This is a genomic window from Stenotrophomonas sp. GbtcB23 (genome assembly GCF_019091045.1).
GTDB lineage: Bacteria > Pseudomonadota > Gammaproteobacteria > Xanthomonadales > Xanthomonadaceae > Stenotrophomonas > Stenotrophomonas rhizophila_A.
The window spans coordinates 153,006-173,880 of the sequence record NZ_JAGXKC010000002.1; the positions used below are offsets into that span (position 1 = coordinate 153,006).

23 protein-coding genes are annotated in these 20,875 nt (G+C 67.6%); 12 read left to right on the forward strand and 11 right to left on the reverse strand.

The window, feature by feature from the left end; genetic code table 11:
- The first annotated feature begins 35 nt into the window (after window positions 1-35).
- Window positions 36-617 (forward strand): Fe-Mn family superoxide dismutase, encoded by a 582-nt coding sequence (locus KVS69_RS01645; protein WP_068850703.1) that lies wholly within the window; start codon window positions 36-38, stop codon window positions 615-617.
- An 81-nt stretch (window positions 618-698) separates the two neighbouring features.
- Here the strand turns inward: KVS69_RS01645 and KVS69_RS01650 are convergent, their stop codons facing one another.
- A complete protein-coding gene (locus tag KVS69_RS01650) occupies window positions 699-1,847 on the reverse strand; it encodes a 5-(carboxyamino)imidazole ribonucleotide synthase (RefSeq protein ID WP_217536056.1) in 1,149 nt (382 codons plus the stop codon).
- Window positions 1,844-2,347, reverse strand: a complete 504-nt coding sequence (gene purE / locus KVS69_RS01655; RefSeq protein WP_068850697.1) for a 5-(carboxyamino)imidazole ribonucleotide mutase — start codon at window positions 2,345-2,347, stop codon at window positions 1,844-1,846. Before purE ends, KVS69_RS01650 begins: the two co-directional genes overlap by 4 nt.
- Window positions 2,348-2,406: 59 nt before the next feature.
- On the opposite strand from purE, the gene KVS69_RS01660 reads away from it, so the two are divergent.
- From KVS69_RS01660 to KVS69_RS01675, 4 genes are all read left to right on the forward strand, one after another.
- A complete protein-coding gene (locus KVS69_RS01660; RefSeq protein ID WP_093534028.1) occupies window positions 2,407-2,673 on the forward strand; it encodes a hypothetical protein in 267 nt (88 codons plus the stop codon).
- A gap of 11 nt (window positions 2,674-2,684) precedes the next feature.
- A complete protein-coding gene (gene nadC, locus KVS69_RS01665; protein WP_345776784.1) occupies window positions 2,685-3,527 on the forward strand; it encodes a carboxylating nicotinate-nucleotide diphosphorylase in 843 nt (280 codons plus the stop codon).
- A gap of 118 nt (window positions 3,528-3,645) precedes the next feature.
- The gene (locus KVS69_RS01670) at window positions 3,646-4,749 is read left to right on the forward strand and encodes a DUF2272 domain-containing protein (RefSeq protein ID WP_217536059.1); all 1,104 of its coding nucleotides are present in this window, start codon (window positions 3,646-3,648) and stop codon (window positions 4,747-4,749) included.
- 60 nt (window positions 4,750-4,809) lie between these two features.
- Entirely contained in the window at window positions 4,810-5,166 is a 357-nt protein-coding gene (locus tag KVS69_RS01675; RefSeq protein ID WP_068850685.1) for a DUF3301 domain-containing protein, read from the forward strand.
- Window positions 5,167-5,198: 32 nt separating this feature from the next.
- Here the strand turns inward: KVS69_RS01675 and KVS69_RS01680 are convergent, their stop codons facing one another.
- From KVS69_RS01680 to KVS69_RS01705, 6 genes are all read right to left on the reverse strand, one after another.
- The gene (locus tag KVS69_RS01680; RefSeq protein ID WP_093534021.1) at window positions 5,199-5,639 is read right to left on the reverse strand and encodes a ClpXP protease specificity-enhancing factor; all 441 of its coding nucleotides are present in this window, start codon (window positions 5,637-5,639) and stop codon (window positions 5,199-5,201) included.
- Window positions 5,640-5,739: 100 nt separating this feature from the next.
- The gene (locus tag KVS69_RS01685) at window positions 5,740-6,375 is read right to left on the reverse strand and encodes a glutathione S-transferase N-terminal domain-containing protein (RefSeq protein ID WP_145478065.1); all 636 of its coding nucleotides are present in this window, start codon (window positions 6,373-6,375) and stop codon (window positions 5,740-5,742) included.
- Between the two features lie 134 nt (window positions 6,376-6,509).
- The gene (locus tag KVS69_RS01690) at window positions 6,510-7,211 is read right to left on the reverse strand and encodes a cytochrome c1 (RefSeq protein WP_237334347.1); all 702 of its coding nucleotides are present in this window, start codon (window positions 7,209-7,211) and stop codon (window positions 6,510-6,512) included.
- A gap of 37 nt (window positions 7,212-7,248) precedes the next feature.
- Window positions 7,249-8,508, reverse strand: coding sequence for a cytochrome bc complex cytochrome b subunit (locus tag KVS69_RS01695; RefSeq protein ID WP_068850673.1), 1,260 nt, complete (start codon window positions 8,506-8,508; stop codon window positions 7,249-7,251).
- A gap of 2 nt (window positions 8,509-8,510) precedes the next feature.
- Window positions 8,511-9,131, reverse strand: a complete 621-nt coding sequence (gene petA, locus KVS69_RS01700) for a ubiquinol-cytochrome c reductase iron-sulfur subunit (protein ID WP_068850670.1) — start codon at window positions 9,129-9,131, stop codon at window positions 8,511-8,513.
- A 221-nt stretch (window positions 9,132-9,352) separates the two neighbouring features.
- On the reverse strand, window positions 9,353-10,300 hold the full coding sequence (locus tag KVS69_RS01705; RefSeq protein ID WP_095364012.1) for a lytic transglycosylase domain-containing protein: 948 nt from the start codon (window positions 10,298-10,300) through the stop codon (window positions 9,353-9,355).
- Window positions 10,301-10,446: 146 nt separating this feature from the next.
- Here KVS69_RS01705 and miaB point away from each other — a divergent pair, with 146 nt between their 5' ends.
- Window positions 10,447-11,895, forward strand: a complete 1,449-nt coding sequence (gene miaB / locus KVS69_RS01710) for a tRNA (N6-isopentenyl adenosine(37)-C2)-methylthiotransferase MiaB (protein WP_217536060.1) — start codon at window positions 10,447-10,449, stop codon at window positions 11,893-11,895.
- Window positions 11,896-11,959: 64 nt separating this feature from the next.
- Here miaB and KVS69_RS01715 read toward each other — a convergent pair whose 3' ends face one another.
- The 3 genes from KVS69_RS01715 to KVS69_RS01725 are packed head-to-tail and all read right to left on the reverse strand — an operon-like array spanning window position 11,960 to window position 14,999.
- Window positions 11,960-13,075 carry an ABC transporter permease gene (locus tag KVS69_RS01715; protein ID WP_217536062.1) on the reverse strand — a complete coding sequence of 372 codons (1,116 nt, stop codon included), beginning with the start codon at window positions 13,073-13,075 and terminating at the stop codon, window positions 11,960-11,962.
- A complete protein-coding gene (locus KVS69_RS01720) occupies window positions 13,072-14,007 on the reverse strand; it encodes an ABC transporter ATP-binding protein (RefSeq protein WP_217536100.1) in 936 nt (311 codons plus the stop codon). The genes KVS69_RS01715 and KVS69_RS01720 overlap by 4 nt, the downstream gene beginning before the upstream one ends.
- A 17-nt stretch (window positions 14,008-14,024) precedes the next feature.
- Window positions 14,025-14,999 carry an HlyD family efflux transporter periplasmic adaptor subunit gene (locus KVS69_RS01725; RefSeq protein ID WP_217536064.1) on the reverse strand — a complete coding sequence of 325 codons (975 nt, stop codon included), beginning with the start codon at window positions 14,997-14,999 and terminating at the stop codon, window positions 14,025-14,027.
- A 406-nt stretch (window positions 15,000-15,405) separates the two neighbouring features.
- Between KVS69_RS01725 and KVS69_RS01730 the strand changes: the two genes are divergently transcribed.
- The 6 genes from KVS69_RS01730 (at window position 15,406) to KVS69_RS01755 (ending at window position 20,836) form a co-directional block, all read left to right on the forward strand.
- The gene (locus KVS69_RS01730; RefSeq protein WP_068850654.1) at window positions 15,406-16,389 is read left to right on the forward strand and encodes a PhoH family protein; all 984 of its coding nucleotides are present in this window, start codon (window positions 15,406-15,408) and stop codon (window positions 16,387-16,389) included.
- Between the two features lie 75 nt (window positions 16,390-16,464).
- On the forward strand, window positions 16,465-16,950 hold the full coding sequence (gene ybeY / locus KVS69_RS01735; RefSeq protein WP_184124186.1) for an rRNA maturation RNase YbeY: 486 nt from the start codon (window positions 16,465-16,467) through the stop codon (window positions 16,948-16,950).
- Between the two features lie 28 nt (window positions 16,951-16,978).
- Complete coding sequence (locus KVS69_RS01740) at window positions 16,979-17,605, forward strand: hypothetical protein (protein ID WP_254621961.1); 627 nt, start codon at window positions 16,979-16,981, stop codon at window positions 17,603-17,605.
- A 64-nt stretch (window positions 17,606-17,669) separates the two neighbouring features.
- Window positions 17,670-18,551, forward strand: coding sequence for a transporter associated domain-containing protein (locus KVS69_RS01745; protein ID WP_068850649.1), 882 nt, complete (start codon window positions 17,670-17,672; stop codon window positions 18,549-18,551).
- An 8-nt stretch (window positions 18,552-18,559) separates the two neighbouring features.
- Window positions 18,560-19,825, forward strand: a complete 1,266-nt coding sequence (locus KVS69_RS01750) for a DUF4105 domain-containing protein (RefSeq protein ID WP_217536066.1) — start codon at window positions 18,560-18,562, stop codon at window positions 19,823-19,825.
- A 15-nt stretch (window positions 19,826-19,840) separates the two neighbouring features.
- Window positions 19,841-20,836, forward strand: coding sequence for a magnesium and cobalt transport protein CorA (locus KVS69_RS01755; protein ID WP_217536067.1), 996 nt, complete (start codon window positions 19,841-19,843; stop codon window positions 20,834-20,836).
- The last annotated feature ends 39 nt before the right edge of the window (window positions 20,837-20,875 follow it).

Below are 20,875 nucleotides of genomic sequence, written 5' to 3' on the forward strand. Positions count from 1 at the left end.
GCCTCCGGCGCCCCGTCTCCAGCCTGCAGCGACCCATGCCCCTCGAATTGCCCCGCCTGCCCTACGACCGCACCGCCCTGCAGCCGCATCTGTCGGCTACCACCCTGGACCTCCACCATGGCCAGCATCACCGGGGTTACGTGGATGCGGTAAATGCACGCATCGAGGGCACTGAACTGGCCGAGCTGCCGCTGGAAGAGATCGTGCGGCAGAGCCAGGGCAGCCTGTTCGACGCGGCCGCCCAGGCCTGGAACCACGCGTTCTATTGGCAGTGCCTGCATCCGCGCGGCGGTGGCGAACCGCAGGGGCGGCTGGGCGAACTGATCAGCCGCCATTTCGGCGACGCGAAGCGGTTGCGCGAAGAATTCGACCGGGTCGCGCTGGGCGTGTTCGGCGCCGGCTGGGTGTGGCTGGTGCAGCACCCCAATGGCGCGCTGGCGATCCAGGCCACCCGTAACGCCGGCACCCCGCTGACCGGCCAGAGCACCCCGCTGCTGGCCTGCGATGTGTGGGAACACGCGTATTACACCGATTACCAGAACGAACGCGGCCGATACCTGGACGCGTTCTGGAAAATCGTCAACTGGGATTTCGTGGCCACGCAGTTGCGCGATTGACGCGGGTACCGACCAACGGTCGGTACCTACCGGATCTGCTTCGCCCGGTAGGTCACGACCGTTGGTCGTGACCGTGCTTCATCAATCGCGCAGGGCGGCGACGGCAGGGGCCACCTGATCCGGACGACCCAGCTGCTGCCCCACTGCCTCAAGCGCAGCCGCCAACGCTCCGGCCTCATCCTCGCGCAACGTGGCATGCCCGACCTTGCGGCCGTTGCGCGGCTCCTTCCCGTAGTCGTGCCAGTGCCCGCCAGGCTGTGCCAGCACGGCATCCGCATCGGGCATTTCACCCAGCCAGTTGAGCATGCAGGCATGGCCCAGCATGCGGGTGTCACCCAGCGGCAACCCCACCACGGCACGCAGGTGGTTCTCGAACTGCGAGGTTTCGCTGCCTTCGATGGTCCAGTGCCCGGAGTTGTGCACGCGCGGCGCCATTTCGTTGGCCAGCAGCTCCTCGCCGCGGCAGAACAGCTCCAGCGCGAACACCCCCACATAATCCAGCCGTTCGGCCAGCGTCTGCGCATAGCCGATGGCGGCGTCGTGCTGCGCGGGTGTCAGCTGCGCCGGGGCCAGGCTGGCCGACAGCACGCCATCCACATGCCAGTTGCCGGTGACCGGCCAGGCACGGAACTCGCCATCCTGGCCGCGCACGGCGACCACGCTGACTTCGCGCTCGAAGGCGACGAAGCCCTCCAGGATCAGGCCGGTGCGGGCCACCTGCCCGCCCAACGCATCCCACGCCGCATCGATGTCGGCCGCACTGCGCAGGCGGAACTGGCCCTTGCCGTCGTAACCGAAGCGGCGGGTCTTGAGGATGCACGGCAGCCCGAACTCGGCCACCCGTGTGGCCAGTTCGTCGCGGCTGCCGATGTCGGCGAACGCCGGCAGTGGAATGCCGAGCTCACGGAAAAGGGTCTTTTCGCTCAGGCGGTCCTGCGCCACGGCCAGCGCGTCGGGGTTGGGATACACCGGCACTCGTCCGGCCAGGAACTGCGCGCTGCGCGCCGGCACGTTCTCGAAGTCGAAGGTCACCACGTCCACCCGTTCGGCGAACGCGGCCAGGGCGGCCTCGTCCTCGAACGCGGCCACCTGGAGTGGCGCCAGCTGCCCGCCACAGGCGTCCGCGGCCGGGTCGAACAGTTCAAAGCGCAGCCCCATCGGCGCGCCGGCCAGGACCATCATGCGGGCCAGCTGGCCGCCGCCCAGGATGCCAACGGTCACCGTGGTCATTGACGCGGATCGTCGTGGGCCATGACGTCTTCGGTCTGGCGGGAACGGAAACCCTCCAGCGCCTGGCCGATGGCCGGCTGCTCCGGCGCCAGCATGGCGGCGGCAAACAACGCGGCGTTGGAGGCGCCGGCATTGCCGATGGCGAAGGTGGCCACCGGGATGCCGGCCGGCATCTGCACGATCGACAGCAGCGAATCCATGCCGTTCAGGGCCTTGGACTGCACCGGCACGCCCAGCACCGGCACCGCGGTCTTGGCCGCGATCATGCCCGGCAGGTGCGCGGCGCCGCCGGCACCGGCAATGATGGCGCGCAGCCCGCGCGGGCCCGCCTGTTCGGCGTAGGTGAACAGCACGTCGGGCGTACGGTGCGCCGACACGACTTTCACTTCGTAGGGAACACCGAGCGCGTCCAGCTTCTGCGCCGCGTGCTGCATGGTCTCCCAGTCGGAGCGGGAACCCATGACGATGCCGACGAGCGGCGCGGATTGGTTGGGGGTCATTGGCCGTCACCTGCCTTAAAGACGTATTCTAGCCGCCTTCCACGCAAGACGAAGAACCCATGGATCGCAAAGTCATCGACCTCCTGTGCGCGCCCCGCACCGCCCAGCGCCTGTCCCTGCTGGATTCCAAGGGCCTGGACGCGCTCAACCGGGCCATTGGCGCCGGCACGGTGACCAACCTCGAGGGCACCCCGCTGGTCCAACCCGTGCGCGAAGCGCTGCTGACCCAGGACCGCAAGCAGATTTTCCGCGTCAACGATGGCATTCCCGTGCTGCTGCCGGAAGAAGCCATCGATACCGCCCAGATTGCCGATTTTCCCAAGTAATGAGCCTGAGCGTGCTGACGCCTCCTGACCCCGGCCAGGTGCAGGCCGATGTCGCCCGCGCCCTGGCCGAGGACATCGGCCCGGGAGATGTGACTGCCGCCCTGCTCCCGGACCGCCCCGACAGCGCCTACCTGCTGTGCAAGCAGGATGCGGTGATCGCAGGCCGGCCGTGGTTCGATGCCACCCACCAGGCCTTGGACCCGCAGGTCCGGATCGAGTGGCGGGTGGCCGAAGGCGATGCGGTGACCGCCGGCACCGTGCTGGCGATCCTGCAAGGGCGCAACCGCAGCCTGGTAAGCGCCGAACGCACCTCGTTGAATTTCCTGCAGACGCTGTCGGGCACCGCCACCACTACCGCACGCTACGTCGCGGCGGTGAGCGGGACCGGCACGCGCATCCTGGACACCCGCAAAACCCTGCCCGGCCTGCGTGCGGCGCAGAAGTACGCGGTGCGCTGCGGTGGCGGCGACAACCATCGCCAGGGCCTGTACGACACGGTGATGCTCAAGGAAAACCACATCCGCGCTGCCGGTTCGCTGACCGCTGCGGTCAATGCCGCGCGGGCGCAGTGGCCACAGCTTCCGCTGGTGGTGGAAGTGGAAGACCTGGACCAGCTGCGCGAAGCGCTGGCGGTGGGCTGCGACCGCATCCTGATCGATGACTTCGACGCGGCCAGCCGCCGTGAAGCGGTGCGGATCGCCGCCGGACGCATCCCGCTGGAGGTTTCCGGCAGCGTGGACCTGGCCGGGCTGCGCGCAATTGCCGAGGACGGCGTCGATTGCATCTCGATTGGCGGGCTGACCAAGCATGTGCAGGCGATTGATCTGTCGTTGAAGCTGGGCGATCCGCCCTGACGGGTACCGACCAACGGTCGGTACCTACCGTGGCATTCGTACCGACCAACGGGCTGCCTTCACGGGCTTCCCCTGCCGGCTCTGCGACGCTTCCCGTGCCCCCACCCGGAGAGCGCGGATGCGCCCGCTGCCCCTGCTTGCCTGCCTGACCCCCCTGTTCCTGCTGCTTCCCGGCGCTGCCGCCGCTGCCGAGGTCTGCGACATCCCGCCGCGCTATGGTCTGAGCCCGCTGGCGGCGAGCATCGTGCGGACCGCCTGCAACGAGCACCGACTGTGGTACCGCCCCTTCATCGATGGGGAAGGCCGTGCGCGCAACCTTGGCGTCAGCGAGGCCGAACGGGAATACCTGGCCGACGACGGCATGCCCGCGTGGCAGCGCGTGGTCGGCTACTGGCGCGACAGCGGCACGCTGGGACCGATGGGCAGCCAGCCTGGCGCCACCAGCTGCATGGAGCCGTTCGGTTCGCGCTACACCGACAGCGACTGTCGTGCGTTCCTGATCGACAACCCGTGGTCGGCCGCCTTCATCTCCTGGGTGATGAGCCGCGCCGGAGTGCCCGGCTTCACCCGCTCGCCGCGCCACATCGACTACATCCGCGCCGCTTACCAGAACACCGGTCCGTACCGGATGGCGGATCCAGCGCAGGAAAAGCCCGCGCCCGGCGACCTGTTGTGCTACCTGCGTGGCCGCAACGAATCATTGAGTTACGCCGGGCTGGTGCAACAGCTCAGCGGCGGCACGGTGGCGAACTGGAAATCGCACTGCGAGGTGGTTATCGCAGCGAACATGGGCGGCGACCACACGCTGTACCTGATCGGCGGCAATGTCATGAACACGGTGGCAATGCGCAAGCTGTCGCTGGATCGCAGCGGCCGCATCCAGCTGCCGCCGGCCCCCTCCAGCGATCCCTACGACATGGGCTGTACCCCCGGACGCGAAGACGAGTGCAACTTCAACCGGCAGGACTGGGCGGCGCTGCTCAAGCTGGTGGCGACCTCGCCGATGGGGTCGACGCCCAGCTATCCGCCATCGCCATCGCCATCGCCCGCGCCGGCCACCGGCCCGCTGCCGGCACCCGCCCAGCCTGGCGTGCCGGCGACGACGCCGCCGCCAAAGCCCACCTTCCCGCGCGTCGTGCCGCCGCGGCCCATACCACCGCCAACGCAATCGCCTGCCCCGCAACCACAGCAGCCGCAGAAGCAGGACGGGTCGCCGGCTTGATCCGGCGCCGGTTCGTCGCCATCTTGGTCGTTCCTGACCCGATTCCGCACCGAGCCGCCGATGCCCAGTCTTATCCTGTTGATGATTGCCGGCGCGTTCGCCTACGCCTTCTGGAACTCCTCGCGCGCCGCGGCCGAACGCGCCATCGAACTGGGCCGCAACGCCTGCCGCGCCGCCGACGTGCAGTGGCTGGACCAGGCCGTGCATGCCAGTGGCATCCGCGTCTGCCGCAAGGACAACGGCTGGCTGGGCTGGGAGCGCACCTACCGCTTCGAGTACTCCCACGATGGCATCGACCGCCATACCGGGCGGATGGTGCTGCGCGGCGATGAACTGGTGGCCTTCGTCGGGCCCTCGGCCGCGCGCATCAGCGAAATCCGTCGCAGCGTGGACACCACCGGCGCCGAGGATGTGTAGAAACAAAATCGCCGCCCGAGGGCGGCGATCTCTTACTTGACCACCCGAAGGTGCGGGCGACCGCTCGGCTTGGGCGGGGTGTCATCCGGGGTCGGCGTGTCATCCGGCGGCAGGGTATCGTCCGGGCTCGGCTCGTGGCCGGGAATATCATCCGGCAGTGCCATGCCCTGCCCGGTTTCGCGGGCGTAGACGGCCAGCACGGCCGAGATCGGCACCTGCACCGGGTAGCTGGTGCCCGAGAAGCGGGCCGAGAAGCTCACGCTCTCGTTGTCGATGTGCAGCCGCACCACCGCGCGCTCGGCGATGTTGAGGACCACGCGACCGTCCTTCACCGCACTCTGCGGCACCTGTACGCCAGGCATGCCAGCGTCGACCAGGATATGCGGGGTCAGGTCGTTGTCGTTGATCCATTCCACCAGCGCCCGCAACAGGTAGGGGCGATGGCTGGTCATGCGGAAAGTGTCTTCAGTCATTGTCGGGTGCCGCGGAAATGTGACAAGTGTACGCGCCCACCCGTGCAGCGGTCAGCATGCACGTCCCCCGGCGTAAAGCGCCGATGCAGCGAACCGCCGGTCAGGCCGGCAGGTCGCGCAGCTTCTTTTCCTGGTCGGTCAGGCTGCGGATGAAGCCCGGGTGGCGGAAAATGCGGTTGCCGTAATCCTCGATGGACTTGCCATCCTTGGGCAACGGCACGTCCAGCGACTGCAGGCGCCAGATGATCGGCGCCATGGCGCAATCGGCCAGGCTCATTTCCGGGTTGAGGAAGAACTTGCTGGCCTTGAACAGCGGCACCGCGCTGGTCAGCAGTTCCTTCAACCGCTTGCGCCCGGCCTCGGCCTGGGTCTTGTTGCCGAGCTGGATCGCCTGCACCTGCGGTACCCAGTCGTGTTCGATGCGCAGCATCGCCAGCCGGATCCGCGCACGCGAGAGCGGGTCCACCGGCATCAGCGGCGGGTGCGGGTAGCGTTCGTCCAGGTATTCGCTGACCACCGAGGCCGCGTACAGCACCAGCTCGCGCTCTACCAGCGTGGGCACCGAGTGGTACGGATTGAGGTCGATCAGATCCTCGGGCGGGTTCTGCGGGTCGACGGGTACGAAATCATAGGTAACGCCTTTGGCAGCCAGCACCAGGCGCACGCGATGGCACAGCACGTCGTCGTTCGAGGAAAACAGCGTCAGGGTGTTCCGCATGCGTACGCTCGCCGCCATCAAAGGCTCTCCAGCGATCGGTATCCGCCGGTCGCATCGGCGCTGCCGGCCCATTGCCGACAGTCGTCACAGTACCCGAGTGTGCAACTGCCCATCACAAAAGCCAATAGGCCGATCGACTTACGCCGTATCGATCAATGCACGTCCTTCCAGTACTCCTTCTTCAGCAGGTAGGCCAGGAAGGTGAGCAGTGCCAGGAACAGGATCACCCACACGCCCAGCTTCTGCCGCTTCAGCGCCGCGGGTTCACCGGCATATTCCAGGAAGTTGGTGATGTCCCGCACCGCCTGGTCGTACTGCCCCGGGTCAACATTGCCGGGCTGTGCCAGCGTGAGCCCGGTCACCGGCGCGTCCGCACCCGGCGCTTCCGGCTTGCCGTGCACGGCGTGCTGCAGGCCCTGCATTTCCCACAGCGGGTTGGGCATGGAGGCGTTGGGGAACAGCGCGTTGTTCCAGCCCAGCGGGCGGCTGGGATCCAGGTAGAACGACTTCAGGTAGGTATAGACCCAGTCGCTGCCACGCACCCGTGAGATCAGGCTGAGGTCCGGCGGCATTTTGCCGAACCACTTCTCGGCTTCCGCCTTGGGCATCGTCACCGGCACCGGTTCGCCGATCGGCACGCCGGTGAAGTTGAGGTTGTTCATGACCTCTTCTTCGCTCAGCCCCAGGTCCTGCGCCATCCGCGAATAGCGCAGGTACTTGAGCGCATGGCAGCCGGAACAGTAGTTCATGTAGAGCTGCGCGCCGCGCTGCAGCGACGCACGGTCGCCCAGGTCGTTGCCGGCCTGCAGGGTCTTGCCGCCTTCGGCGGCGCCGGCGACGGTGCTGGCCAGCATCAGGGCGGCCGCGCAGGCCAGCCGGACAATCCAGTGGTCAGTCATGCGTGGTCACCCGGTCCGGTACCGGCAAGGTCCTGTCCAGCTTGGTCCATAGCGGCATGGTGATGAAGAAGGCGAAGTAGAGGAAGGTCAGCACGCGGCCGACATAGGTTTCATGCGCATCGGTACCGGGCCCGGAACCGATCACGCCCAGCCAGATGAAGCAGACCGCGAACACGCCGAGCAGCGCGCGCGACAACCAGCCGCGGTAGCGGTAGGACTTTACCCGCGCCTTGTCCAGCCACGGCACCAGGAACAGGATGGCGATCGCCGAGAACATCACGATCACGCCGCCGAGCTTGTTGGGCACCACGCGCAACATCGCGTAGTACGGCGTGTAGTACCACACCGGTTTGATGTGCTCGGGCGTGACCAGGCGGTTGGCCTCGGTGAAGTTGTCGTGCTCCAGGAACAGGCCGCCAAAGCCTGGCGCGAAGAAGATGATGAAGGCCGCGATGATCAGCAGGAAGCCGGCGCCCACCCCGTCCTTGAGCGTGTAGTACGGGTGGAACGGAATGCCGTCGGTGGGCGCGGTGGCCGACCAGCGGTTGCCCTTGGGCCCCTTCTTGATCTCCACGCCGTCGGGGTTGTTCGACCCCACTTCATGCAGCGCGCCCAGGTGCAGCACCACCAGCAACAGCAGCACCAGCGGCAGGGCGATCACGTGCAGGGCGAAGAACCGGTTGAGGGTGGCATCACTGGGCAGGTAATCGCCCATGATCCATTCGGTCAGCCCGTTGCCGATCACCGGAATGGCGCCGAACAGCGAGATGATCACCTTGGCGCCCCAGAACGACATCTGGCCCCACGGCAGCACGTAGCCCATGAAGGCTTCGGCCATCAGCACCAGGTAGATCAGCATGCCCAGGATCCACACCAGCTCGCGCGGCTTCTGGTAACTGCCGTACATGAGGCCGCGGAACATGTGCAGGTAGACCACGATGAAGAACAGCGAGGCCCCGGTGGAGTGCATGTAGCGGATCAGCCAGCCCCACTCCACGTCTCGCATGATGTATTCAACGGAGTTGAACGCTTCCAGCGCACTGGTCTTGTAGTGCATCGTGAGGAAGATGCCGGTCACGATCTGGTTGACCAGGATCAGCAGCGCAAGCGAACCGAAGTAGTACCAGATATTGAAGTTCTTCGGCGCGTAGTACTCGCTCACATGCTTGCGGTACACCGGCATCAGCCCGGGCGCGCGTGCGTTGACCCAGTCGGCGACGCCGGTGGCGGTACGGGAAAGGATGTTGGCCATGATCAGGCTGCCCCCTGAGGATCGACGCCGATGATGATGGTGCTGTCGTCCTGGTAATGGTGCGGCGGCACCAGCAGGTTGATCGGCGCCGGGACGCCGTCGAAGACGCGACCGGACATGTCGAACCGGGATTTGTGGCAGGGGCAGAAGTAGCCGCCCTTCCATTCCGGATCGAACGGCTCGGGGCGGATCTCGGCCACCATTTCCGGCGAACAGCCCAGGTGGGTGCACAGCCCGACCAGCACCGAGACCTCGGCCTTGATCGCGCGGAATTCGGGGTTCTGCTTGAGCACGTAGTCCGGCTGCTGGTCCTTGTTCTCCGACGCAGGATCCTTCAGCCGCCCATCCAGCCCGTGCAGGGCGTCAAGGATGGCCTTGGACCGTTTGACGATCCAGATCGGCTGTCCACGCCACTCCATGACCAATCGCTGGCCTTCCTGCAGGGCGCTGATGTCGGCAAGCACAGGGGCACCGGCCAGTTTGGCGCGGGCGCTGGGATTCCAGGACTTGATGAACGGAACTGCGGCGAAACCGACGCCGACTGCTCCCACCACTGCGGTGGTTGCGGAAAGAAATCGTCGACGTCCAGTGTTGACTGGATCGTTTACCCCATCGTTGGCCATCCGGCACTCCGATATTGATTTAGGTAGCTTGAGGCTGCCAGTAGACCGGTGGGGGCCAGTCCACAATGAATCCTGATCGACTATAGCGGAACCTGACTCGGCGACACAATGGTGGTCGCACCACGAGGGCCAGCCAACGGCCGGCGCTGCCAGGGAAGCGCCCACATCTGCAGTGCCGGGCGTTGGCCGGGCTTCGCGATGCGATCGAAAGCGGACGGGGATTACTGCGTGGAGGCGGTGGCGCCGCGGTAGCGGTCGGCGAGCAGGGCGACGCGCTTCACGTAGTACTGCGTCTCGCTGTAAGGCGGCACGCCACCGTGGCGGTCGACCGCGCCTTCGCCCGCGTTGTAGCCCGCTGCGGCGAGGGTCAGATTGCCGTTGAAGCGCTTGAGCAGCCACGACAGGTACTGCACGCCGCCGCGGATGTTCTGCGCCGCATCATAGGAATCAGTGACACCGAAGCGGCGCGCGGTGGGCGGCATCAGCTGCATCAGGCCCTGTGCGCCGGCGCGGCTGAGCGCGGTCGGGTTGTAAGCCGATTCGGCGTGGATGATGGCGCGGACGACCGCCTCCTCCACCCCGAACTCGCGCGCGGCTGACGCGATCTCTGCCTGGAAGGCGGTGGTGTTGAGGCGGACCGAACCGAAGTTCACGCCCGGACTGGCACCGCAGGCATAACAGCGCTCGATGAAGCTGTAATGGATGGTGCGGACCTGGCCCAGGCTGGCCATCTGCGCGGGCCGGCGGCTGGTGTAATGCCGCACGCCATCCTTCATGTACGAGTAGACCTGCCCGTTGACCACGCGCTGCGCCTTGCCGGTGCGGGCCGCCGGCGCCGGCGCGGCAGTAAGCACGGTGGCGGCCTGGGCGGGTGCCGGGGTCGGGGCCAGCGCGGTGCCGGACGCGGCACCGTCCTGGACCGGCGCAGCGGTTGCCACGACCGCAGGGGCGGGCACAGGGGCTGGAGACGGTGGCGGAACGTAACGGCGCGGGGCGCTGCGGTCGGGACGGTAGTTGCTGACCACGCTGCAGCTGGTGCCGGCAATGCGTTTGCTGACATAGCTGGGAATGCCGTCCGCGCCAACACACTTGTACAGGGTGCCCGCACTGGCCGGCACAGCGGTCAGCGCAGCCAAGGCCAGCGCAGCGATCCCCAAGATCCCCTTCATGGGGCGGAGTGTCCCCGTTTCGCGCGCCGTTGCCAAGCCCCGCAGCCACGCAGGGCGTGGCTCTACCGGGCGCCCGGGGTACAATGGACGGCTACCCGGCAGCCCTCCCCGGCTGCCTGCCCGCCCACCCGACTGGAATAAGCGCCATGACCGGGACGCCAGCTTCGACCCTGCCGACCTCGGCCGGCACCGCCGTGCCTGCCATCGATTCGCCCCGCCCCGACCTGCTGCCCCTGCCCGGTTCCCGGCCGCAGGTGACGGGCCCCGTGCGCGGCAAGCTGTACATCAAGACCCACGGTTGCCAGATGAACGAGTACGACTCGACCAAAATGGCCGACGTGCTTGCCGCCGAAGAAGGCCTGGAGCTGACCGACGACCCGGCCGAAGCCGACGTGCTGCTGATGAACACCTGCTCGATCCGCGAGAAAGCGCAGGAGAAGGTGTTCAGCCAGCTGGGCTACTGGAAGGCGCTGAAGAACAACGGCCGGGGCGTCATCATCGGCGTGGGCGGTTGCGTGGCCTCCCAGGAAGGCGAAGCCATCATCAAGCGCGCCCCGCATGTGGACCTGGTGTTCGGCCCGCAGACCCTGCACCGCCTGCCCGAGCTGATCCGCCAGCGGCGCGAATCGGGCAGGTCGCAGGTGGACATCAGCTTCCCCGAGATCGAGAAGTTCGACCGCCTGCCCGAGCCGCAGGCCGAAGGCGGTTCGGCGTTCGTGTCGATCATGGAAGGCTGCTCGAAATACTGTTCGTTCTGCGTGGTGCCCTACACCCGTGGCACCGAGGTCAGCCGCCCGTTCGAGGACGTGGTGGTGGAAGTGGCGCAGCTGGCCGCGCAGGGCGTGCGCGAGATCAACCTGCTGGGCCAGAACGTCAATGCCTACCGCGGTCCCTATGGGGATGGCGAGTTTGCCGACCTCGGCCTGCTGATCCGCACCATCGCCGAGATCGACGGGGTGGACCGCATCCGCTTCACCACCTCGCACCCGCTGGAGTTCAGCGATTCGCTGGTGGATGCTTACCGCGACGTGCCGCAGCTGGCCAATTTCCTGCACCTGCCGGTGCAGGCCGGCAGCGACCGGGTGCTGTCGGCGATGAAGCGCGGCTACACCGCGCTCGAATTCAAGGCCAAGATCCGCAAGCTGCGCGCAGTACGCCCGGACATTTCGATCAGCTCGGACTTCATCGTCGGCTTCCCTGGCGAGACGGACGCGGACTTCGAGAAGACCATGAAGCTGATCGAGGACGTAGGCTTCGACCACAGCTTCTCCTTCATCTATTCGCGCCGACCGGGCACGCCCGCAGCCGACCTCGAGGACACCATCAGCGATGCGGAGAAGCACGCGCGGCTGTCGCGCCTGCAGGCCCGGATCAACGGGCAGGCAGCCGCCATCTCCCATGCGATGGTCGGCACGGTGCAGACGGTGCTGGTGGAAGGTCCGTCGCGCCGCGATCCGAATGAGCTCACCGGCAAGACCGAGAACATGCGGTCGGTGAATTTCCCGGGGCAGGCGCGTCTGGTCGGCCAGCTGGTCGATGTGGAGATCACCGAGGCGTACAGCAATTCGCTGCGCGGACGGCTGGTCATCGCGTGAGCCCACGTACCGACCAACGGTCGGTACCTACCGGGTAGATGCCGACCGTTGGTCGGCATGCGCGCTAATCCAGGCGCTTGCGGAACCGCAGGATGGCCAGGGTCATCATCACCACGATGAAGCCCAGCAGTGCCAGCACCTCCGGCCACAGTTCCCACCAGCGGGCGCCGCGCAGCATGATGCCGCGCACCAGGCGGAGGAAGTGGGTGAGCGGCAGGATCTCGGCCAGCCACTGCACGATGCGCGGCATGCCGGCGAACGGGAACATGAAACCCGACAGCAGGATCGATGGCAGGAACACGAACATCGTCATCTGCATGGCCTGGAACTGCGACTGCGCGCGGGTCGAGATCAACAGGCCCAGCGCCAGGTTGGCGGTGATCAGCAGCACCGCCGCCAGGTAGACATCCAGCACGCTGCCGCGCACCGGCACCTCGAACAGCCACATCCCCAGCAGCAGCACCAGCGTGGTCTGGATCAGGCCGATCACCGCATACGGCAGCACCTTGCCGACCATCAGCTCGCTGCGGCTCAGTGGCGTGGCGATCAGCAATTCCATGTTGCCGCGCTCGCGTTCGCGCACGATCGCCACGGCAGTGAACATCACCATGGTCATGGTCAGGATTATCCCGATCAGGCCGGGCACGATGTTGATCGCCGAGCGCCGCTGCGGGTTGTAAAACGCCACCACGCTGATCTGCCCGGCCGCACCCGATGCGCCCGCGCGCAGTGGCCGGTCGTTGCGCACCGGACGGGTGTCCAGCGGCACCTGGGCCAGCTGGACCGCCGCGCTCTGCACGACGGTATCGCTGCCATCCACCAGCACCTGCACCGCCTCACGGCCGTCGAACCGGCGTCGCTCGAAATCAGGCGGCACCACGATGCCGATGCTGACCTGCCCGCGCCGCAGCGCGGTCATCAACTGGTCGGGAGTGTCCACGTGCAGGGTCGGGGCGATCACCCCGGTGGCCACCATGTCGGCCAGCAGCGCGCGCGAGGCCGCGCTGCCGGCCTGGTCGGCGATGCCGGTCTCCAGGTGGCGGAGGTTGAGGTTGATCGCATAGCCGAACAGCACCAGCTGCATCACCGGGATGCCGACGATCATGGCCAGGGTGATGCGGTCGCGGCGCATCTGCCGCAACTCCTTGAGCACGATCGCCCACAGCCGCCGCAGGTTCATGGCGTGTCCCCGGCCGCGGCAGGCGTCTCGCGGCCGCGCGTGGCCGAGACGAACACGTCTTCCAGGTTGGCGGCGCTGCGCACCACCTCCGCCCCCTGCCCGGCAGCGCGCAGCGCCTGCTGCAGGCGCGCTTCGGCATCGTCGCCGCTGTCCAGCAGCACGCGCAGCGTATTGCCGATCTGCGCCACGCTGAGCACCCCGGGCAGGCCTGCCAGCGCCCGCTGGGCTTGTCGTGGCTGCGCCGCATGCACTTCCAGGGTGCGCCCCTGCAGTGCGGCGGTGAGTTCGGCCGGGCTGCCATCGGCCACCAGCACCCCCTGGTCGAGGATGGCCAGACGGTGGCAGCGCTCGGCCTCGTCCATGTAATGCGTGGACACCAGCAAGGTGGTGCCGGCGTCCGCCAGGTCGAAGAGCTTTTCCCAGAAATCGCGCCGCGACTCGGGGTCCACCGCACTGGTCGGCTCGTCCAGGAACAACAGCTCCGGCGCGTGGATCACGGCACCGGCCAGTGCCAGCCGCTGCTTCTGGCCGCCGCTCATGGTGCCGGCCAACTGCTTCTGGCGGTCCTGGAAATGGTAGTGCTCCAGCAACTCATCGATGCGCTGCCGCGCCCGGGCGCGCGGGATGTCCTGCACCGCCGCCAGGAACTCCAGGTTCTCGCGCACGGTGAGGTCTTCAAACAGCGAAAAGCGCTGGGTCATGTAGCCGATGCGCCGGCGCAGCGCCTCGGCCTGCTCCGGTATGCGCAAGCCCAGCACTTCGATCTCGCCCGCGCTCGGGGTGAGCAGGCCGCACAGCATGCGGATGGTGGTTGATTTGCCCGAGCCATTCGGCCCCAGGAACCCATAGACGTTGGCGCGCGGCACGCTGAGGTCGACATGATCCACCGCCACCAGCGATCCAAACTGCTTGGTCAGCCCGCGCGCGCGGATCGCCGGTTCGGCGGCGTTCAAAACACCACCCGCACCGGCACGCCGGCGGGCAGGTCCGCCAGCGGCGCGCTCCCGTCGGCGCGGTCCAGTTCGATTTCCGCCAGCCAGCTCAACCGCGACACGTCGTCGCCGCTGAGCGCGTAGTACGGCGTGAAGCCGGGATCGCTGCGGATGCTGCGCACATGGCCGGCAAACGCGCCGTCGCGACCCTGCAGGTGAATCTGGGCCGCCTGCCCCACCCGCACTTTCAGGCGCAGTGGCTCAGGCAGGTACACCCGGGCGTAAGGGCGGTCGCCGACCAGCAGCACCACCAGCGGGGCCCCCACCGGCGCCTGGTCGCCCAGCCGGTAGGGCAGCGCATCGACGCGCCCGGCGCGCGGGGCAACGAGGTCGAGCTTGCGCAGCGTCACTGCCTGCGCCGCGGCCTGGGCCTGTGCCGACTGCAGGGCGGCTTCGCCCTGGGCCACCTGCTCCACGCGGCTACCGTGTTCCAGCGCCAGCAGCGCCTGTTCGGCCGCCTGCACCGCGCCTTGCGCGCTGCCGGCGGCCGCCCGCGCGCGGTCCACATCGGCAGCGGCCACCAGTTGCTGCCGACCCAGCGGCTGCAGACGGCGGTAATAGGCCGACGCATCGACGGCCTGCGCGCGTGCCGACGCCAGGTTGGCCCGCGCCTGGTCGATGTCCTCGCGGCGAGGGCCCTCACGCAGTTCCTGCAGGGCCTGCGCGGCCTGGCTGGCCTGCGCTTCCAATGCCTGCAGCTGGGCGGCGGTGCGGATCGGCTCCAGCTGCAGCAGCGCCGCCCCGGCGGCCACCTGCTGGCCTTCGTGGACCCGGATGGCCACGATGGTTTCCGCCGCGGGCGCCGGCACGGTAATGCGGTCCCACTCCAAGGTACCGAGCGCGGCCGGCGGCTCCTGCGGACACGCCGACAGCAGCAGGCCCGCGCCGGCCAGGAACACCCCACGCATGGACAGGTAGCTGGCTGCGGACATCGACGCGGCTCCGGCAGGGCACGGCGGGGGAAGAAGAGGTCACCTTGCGCATGCACCCGTGAAGGATCGGTCACGCGTGCCAGCGGGTCCGCGCACTGGTCATGAAATGATCACCCTTCCGCAGCCATTGCGCCGCAGGGGGTACCGCCGCTTATCCACACCTTTCCCGCGCAACCGCCCACAAGCGGTGTGGAAAACCCCGAGCTAGATGTCGCTTTTTTGACCACGCACGCGACAGCATTGCGGCAGTAGGGCCGTCAGAGACTATCCACAGGTTGCTGCACTGCTGCTGCACAGCCGCTGTGGAGAACCGCGCTGCTGTGGCGAGGCCTGCACGCCCGCGCTACCCTGTCCTTCCTATCCCCAACTTGCGGCACGGCCATGACGACCGTCGCCGCCGGACGCAATGACCGCACTGGCACACCGCGACTTCACCCTGGCCCCGGAAGACAACGAACGCCTTGCCAACCTGGCCGGCCCCTTCGACGAGCACCTGCGCCAGATCGAACTCAAGCTCGGCGTGGAAATCGCCAACCGCGGCCACGTCTTCCGGGTCACCGGCCCGAAGGCCGTGGCCGAGGAAGCACAGGCGCTGATCGAAGCGCTGTACCTGGAGGCGGCCGAGACGCCCTTCGACAGCCACGCCATCCACCTGCGCCTGAACCAGGCCAACGTGGAACACCTGGTGGAGCGCAGCTACGAAGCGCAGGAAGTCACCATCAAGGTCAAGCGCGGCACCGTGCGCGGGCGTGGTGCCAACCAGGCGCGCTACCTGCACCAGATCACCACCCACGACATCAACTTCGGCATTGGGCCGGCCGGTACCGGCAAGACCTTCCTGGCCGTGGCCAGCGCCGTGGATGCGTTGAACGAATCGCGGGTGCAGCGCCTGATCCTGGTGCGCCCGGCGGTGGAAGCCGGCGAGAAGCTGGGCTTCCTGCCCGGCGACCTGAGCCAGAAGGTCGATCCGTACCTGCGCCCGCTGTACGACGCGCTGTATGAAATGCTGGGCGTGGAAAAGGTGATCAAGCTGCTGGAGAAGAACGTCATCGAGATTGCGCCGCTGGCGTACATGCGTGGACGCACGCTCAATGATGCGTACGTGATCCTGGACGAAGCGCAGAACACCACCGTCGAGCAGATGAAGATGTTCCTGACCCGGCTGGGCTTCGGCTCCACCGCCGTGGTCACCGGCGACCTGACCCAGACCGACCTGCCCAAGCACGTGAAGTCCGGCCTGCGCGATGCCATCGAGGTGCTGCGCGACGTGGACGGGGTGAGCTTCACCTTCTTCGAGGCCCGCGACGTGGTACGCCACCCGCTGGTGGCGCGCATCGTAAGCGCGTACGACCGCCGCGACCTGCAGCAGGTCAAGCCGGGCGCCGAATGAGCGCGGCCATCGCGGCGCGGCGCCACACGCGCGATACTGTGGTTTCCTGATAGAACCCGAAGTACCGGAACCGCCATGACCAAAGGCCCCATTCGACTCGATGTCGCCGTCAGCTACGCCCTGCCCCGTGCCGGGTTGCCGTCGGCGGTGAGTTTCCGCAGATGGGTGGCTGCGGCACTGAACGGCCGCATCCGCGAGGCCGACCTGGCCATCCGCGTGGTCGACGCCAAGGAGGGCCAGTCGCTGAACCGGCACTACCGCGGCAAGGACTACGCTACCAACGTACTCAGCTTCCCCGCCGAGCTGCCCGAAGGCCTGCCCAAGGGGGTCAAGTTCCCGCTGCTGGGCGACCTGGTGATCTGCGCGCCGGTGGTGGCCGCCGAAGCGATGGAACAGGCCAAGGCGCTCAATGCCCACTACGCGCACCTGACCGTGCACGGGGTGCTGCACCTGCTGGGCTGGGACCACGAGGACGACAAGGAAGCCGAAGCCATGGAGCAGCTGGAGCGCGAGATCCTGGCCGACCTCGGCATCGCCGACCCCTACGCCGGCGAGCGCTGAGCCGCCGCCCCTGACGGACGTTTCCTGCATGACCTTCGCACGCCCCGCCTGCCTGTGCCTGCTGGCCCTGTTTTCCACCCCGGCCCTGGCCGCCGCCCCGACAACGGCCGCCCCTGCCGCCGCGCCGCTGGACCTGGCCGCGCTGATCGAGTGCCGACAGCGCGTGGCCGACTATGACGCGGTCGCCCCGGTCGTGGCCGACCCGCTCAAGGCCGTGGCCAACGGCATGCAGCCGCTGCCGCAGAACAACCAGTTCATGAGTGAGTACCGCCTGGCCACGCCGTTGACGGTGTTCGGGCAGCGCACCGAATACGTGGCGGTGTCCGGGGCCAGCATCATGGCGATCCTGGACGTGGCCGATCCCCGCCCGATGGCCAAGACCCTGGCCCTGGAAGACGGCGTGGACAACCCGGACAAGTTCATGGCCGGCCGTGAGGTGGTCAGCCGGGACGTGGCCGATCCGCGTACCGGCGAGCCGATGATCGAGTCGATCATCCTGAGCCTGTCCACGGTCAAGACCCACCCCGGCAAGACCTTGGCCGGCTGCACCTACAGCCTGGACCTGCCCGCCGAGGACGAAGCCCCGGCCGACACCCCGGCAGCGCCGGCCGGCGCCCTGCCCCCGTCCGTGAACACCCCGCCGGGCGGGCGCTGACAGCGGCCCGCATCCTGCTAGACTGGCGCCAACGCCCGGCTCGCCGGGTGCCTTTTTTGCAGAGATGTCTGAAGACGACAGTAGTGGCTCCGTTCCGGAGCAGAATGAGAAGAAGCGCAGCTGGCTTGAACGCCTGACGTCTGCCTTCTCCGGCGAACCCCACACCCGCGACGAGCTGGTGGCGGTACTGCACTCCGCGCACGAAGACGGCCTGATTGCCGCCGACACGCTGCGCATGATGGAGGGCGCGATCTCGGTGGCGGAACTGACCGTGGGCGACGTGATGATCTCGCGTTCGCAGATGGTCTCGCTGCCCGTGGAAGCCCCCTTCCTTGAGCTGATGAAGCAGGTGGTCGAATCCGGCCATTCGCGCTTCCCGGTGCACGGTGACAACAAGGACGACATCCTGGGCGTGCTGCTGGCCAAGGACCTGCTGCGCGGCGTGGTCGCCGACAACGGGCCGGCCAACGTGCGCGAGCTGCTGCGCCCGGCGGTGCTGATTCCCGAAGCCAAGAAGCTCAACGTGCTGCTCAAGGAATTCCGGCTCTCGCGCAACCACATGGCGATCGTGGTGGACGAGTACGGCGGTGTTGCCGGGCTGGTCACCATCGAGGACGTGCTGGAGCAGATCGTCGGCGAGATCGATGACGAGCATGATGAAGCCGAAGACCACACCGCGCAGATCGCGATCCAGGCCGACGGCCAGTACGTGGTCGACGCGCTGACCCCGATCGGGGATTTCAACGAGCGTTTCGGCGCTGCGTTCCCGGACGACGACTACGACACCATCGGTGGCCTGGTCACCGAGGCGATCGGGCACCTGCCCGAAACCGGCGACGAGCTGACCCTGGACCGCTTCGTGTTCCGGGTGGCGCGCGCCGATGCCCGCCGCGTGCAGGCGTTCCATGTGACCGTGCTGCCGCCCGACGCCATCATCGAGGATTGACGCACGCCATGCGGCCCCTGCTGACGCGGTGGCCGTTGTGCCGCCTGTTGTTCCTCCTGTTCCTGGCCAGTGTGTCCGGCCTGCCGCTGGTCGCACTGGCACAGGCAGCGCCTGGACCTTCGGCGGCCAGCGCCGCCGCGCCGCCCGCCGAAGCGCCGCCACCGCGCATCGGCATCGTGACCATGCAGCCGGGCAGCATCTTCTTCGAGCGCTTCGGGCATGACGCGATCGTGGTCGAGGACCCGGTTACCGGCGATGCCACCTCGTACAACTTCGGCTATTTCGACCCCAGCGAACCGGACTTCGTCGGCCGCTTCCTGCGCGGCGAGATGATGTATTACCTGGTGGCGCTGCCGCTGGACCAGGACCTCTCCTACTACCGCGACAGCGGCCGGGGCGCCAACCTGCAGTGGCTGGACCTCAGCCCGGAGCAGGCGCGTGCGCTTGCCGCGTCGCTGGCCGAGCGCGCCAAGCCGGAAAACGCGCGCTACCGCTACGACTACTACACCGCCAACTGCGCCACCATGGTGCGCGATGCGATCGATGGTGCGCTCGGCGGCGGGCTGCACTCGCAGCTGTCCGGCCGTTCGCGCGGCAACACCTACCGCAGCGAATCGGTGCGCCTGGCCTCGCCGGCCCCGTGGATGTGGCTGGGCTTCGACATCGGGCTCGGCCCGTTCGCCGACCAGCCGCTGTCGCGGTGGCAGGAAGCCTTCGTGCCGATGCGCCTGGCCGACGCGCTGCGCGAGGTGCGCAACAGCGACGGCCGCCCGCTGGTGCAGGAAGAGCTGGAGCTGCTGCCACACCGCATCGCCCCGGAACCGGCTGAATCCGCGCGCCGCTGGTGGCCGTGGCTGCTGTGCGGGCTGGTGCTGGCTGCCGGCGTGCTGGTCCTGCGCCGCCGCCGGCGCCTGCTGGCCGCGCTGGCCCTGCCGCTGTGGCTGTTCTGCGGGATCGCCGGCATCCTGCTGGCCTACCTGTGGGGCTTCAGCGCGCACCACGCCGCCTGGGCCAACCGCAACCTGCTGCAGCTCTCGCCGCTGTGCCTGCTGCTGCTTCCCGGCGCGGTGACGCTGCTGCGCGCACGCGTGCCCGGCGCCTGGTTCCGCTGGACCTTGTGGGCGGTTGCCCTGCTCTCCCTGCTCGGCCTGGTACTGCACTGGCTGACCCTGCAGGCGCAGGTGAACCTGCAGTGGATCGTGCTGCTCTTGCCGCTGCACGTGGCGCTGGCCTGGACACTGGGCCGTCGTGACCCAGCTGTCACGCATCGCTGACGCAGGATATCGCTCATGGAACACCCCGCCGCCTCCAATCCGACCTGTGTCATCAACTGCGTTCACTACGACGACCAGGGCAAGCGACACGACATCGCGCTGGATGCGATCAGCGATGTGATCGCCAGCAAGAACGGTTTTGTGTGGGTGGGCCTTTACGACCCGGCCGACGCGGTGCTGCTCAAGCTGCAGGAGGAATTCTGCCTGCACGACCTGGCCATAGACGATGCACGCAACGCCCACCAGCGGCCCAAGGTCGAGGCCTACGGCAATTCCCTGTTCGTGGTGGTGACCACCGCGCAACGCGTGCAGGACCGCATCGAGTATGGCGAAACACACGCTTTCCTCGGTCCGCGCTTCCTGGTGACCGTGCGCCACGGCGCATCGCTGTCCTACGCCCCGGTCCGCGCCCGGGTGGAACGCGAACCGCAGTTGCTGACCATGGGCGCCTCCTACTGCCTGTATGCCGTGCTGGACTTCGTGGTCGACAACTACCTGCCGATCACCACCGACTTCCGCGACACGCTGGATTCGCTGGAGAAGGACATCTTCGCCGACAGTTACAAACGCACCACGGTGGTACGCCTTTACGAGCTCAAGCGCGAACTCAACAAGATGCGGATGGCGGTCGCACCGCTGCAGGACGTGCTGGCGCAGCTGCGCCGCTATCCCGGCGAGCTGATCCCCGACGAAGTGAAGCTGTACATCCGCGACGTGCACGACCACGCCGTGCGCATCAGTGATGTGATCGATACCCTGCGCGAGATGCTGGGTACGGCACTGAGCGTGAACCTGTCGCTGGTAACCCTGGCCCAGGGCGAGACGGTCAAGCGCCTCGGTGCGTGGGCGGCGCTGCTGGCCGCCCCGACCCTGATCACCAGCTGGTACGGCATGAACTTCACCCACATGCCCGAGCTGGACAAGCCGTGGGCCTACCCCGCGATGATCGTCGGGGTGGGTGCGGTGTGCGTGGGGTTGTATCGGCTGTTCAAGCGCGCCCGTTGGCTGTAACGCGTATCGACCAACGGTCGATACCCACCGCGTGGACCG

Coding starts and splice junctions, on each gene's coding strand:
- KVS69_RS01740 (WP_254621961.1), top strand. CDS start 16,979: ATGACCTTCGCACGCCCCGCCTGCCTGTGCCTGCTGGCCCTGTTTTCC.
- petA (WP_068850670.1), bottom strand. CDS start 9,131: ATGGCCAACGATGGGGTAAACGATCCAGTCAACACTGGACGTCGACGA.
- KVS69_RS01675 (WP_068850685.1), top strand. CDS start 4,810: ATGCCCAGTCTTATCCTGTTGATGATTGCCGGCGCGTTCGCCTACGCC.
- KVS69_RS01680 (WP_093534021.1), bottom strand. CDS start 5,639: ATGACTGAAGACACTTTCCGCATGACCAGCCATCGCCCCTACCTGTTG.
- KVS69_RS01715 (WP_217536062.1), bottom strand. CDS start 13,075: ATGAACCTGCGGCGGCTGTGGGCGATCGTGCTCAAGGAGTTGCGGCAG.
- KVS69_RS01755 (WP_217536067.1), top strand. CDS start 19,841: ATGGAACACCCCGCCGCCTCCAATCCGACCTGTGTCATCAACTGCGTT.
- KVS69_RS01730 (WP_068850654.1), top strand. CDS start 15,406: ATGACCGCACTGGCACACCGCGACTTCACCCTGGCCCCGGAAGACAAC.
- KVS69_RS01645 (WP_068850703.1), top strand. CDS start 36: ATGCCCCTCGAATTGCCCCGCCTGCCCTACGACCGCACCGCCCTGCAG.
- ybeY (WP_184124186.1), top strand. CDS start 16,465: ATGACCAAAGGCCCCATTCGACTCGATGTCGCCGTCAGCTACGCCCTG.
- KVS69_RS01745 (WP_068850649.1), top strand. CDS start 17,670: ATGTCTGAAGACGACAGTAGTGGCTCCGTTCCGGAGCAGAATGAGAAG.
- miaB (WP_217536060.1), top strand. CDS start 10,447: ATGACCGGGACGCCAGCTTCGACCCTGCCGACCTCGGCCGGCACCGCC.
- KVS69_RS01695 (WP_068850673.1), bottom strand. CDS start 8,508: ATGGCCAACATCCTTTCCCGTACCGCCACCGGCGTCGCCGACTGGGTC.
- KVS69_RS01650 (WP_217536056.1), bottom strand. CDS start 1,847: ATGACCACGGTGACCGTTGGCATCCTGGGCGGCGGCCAGCTGGCCCGC.
- KVS69_RS01670 (WP_217536059.1), top strand. CDS start 3,646: ATGCGCCCGCTGCCCCTGCTTGCCTGCCTGACCCCCCTGTTCCTGCTG.
- KVS69_RS01750 (WP_217536066.1), top strand. CDS start 18,560: ATGCGGCCCCTGCTGACGCGGTGGCCGTTGTGCCGCCTGTTGTTCCTC.
- KVS69_RS01685 (WP_145478065.1), bottom strand. CDS start 6,375: ATGGCGGCGAGCGTACGCATGCGGAACACCCTGACGCTGTTTTCCTCG.
- purE (WP_068850697.1), bottom strand. CDS start 2,347: ATGACCCCCAACCAATCCGCGCCGCTCGTCGGCATCGTCATGGGTTCC.
- KVS69_RS01725 (WP_217536064.1), bottom strand. CDS start 14,999: ATGTCCGCAGCCAGCTACCTGTCCATGCGTGGGGTGTTCCTGGCCGGC.
- KVS69_RS01705 (WP_095364012.1), bottom strand. CDS start 10,300: ATGAAGGGGATCTTGGGGATCGCTGCGCTGGCCTTGGCTGCGCTGACC.
- KVS69_RS01690 (WP_237334347.1), bottom strand. CDS start 7,211: ATGCTGGCCAGCACCGTCGCCGGCGCCGCCGAAGGCGGCAAGACCCTG.
- KVS69_RS01660 (WP_093534028.1), top strand. CDS start 2,407: ATGGATCGCAAAGTCATCGACCTCCTGTGCGCGCCCCGCACCGCCCAG.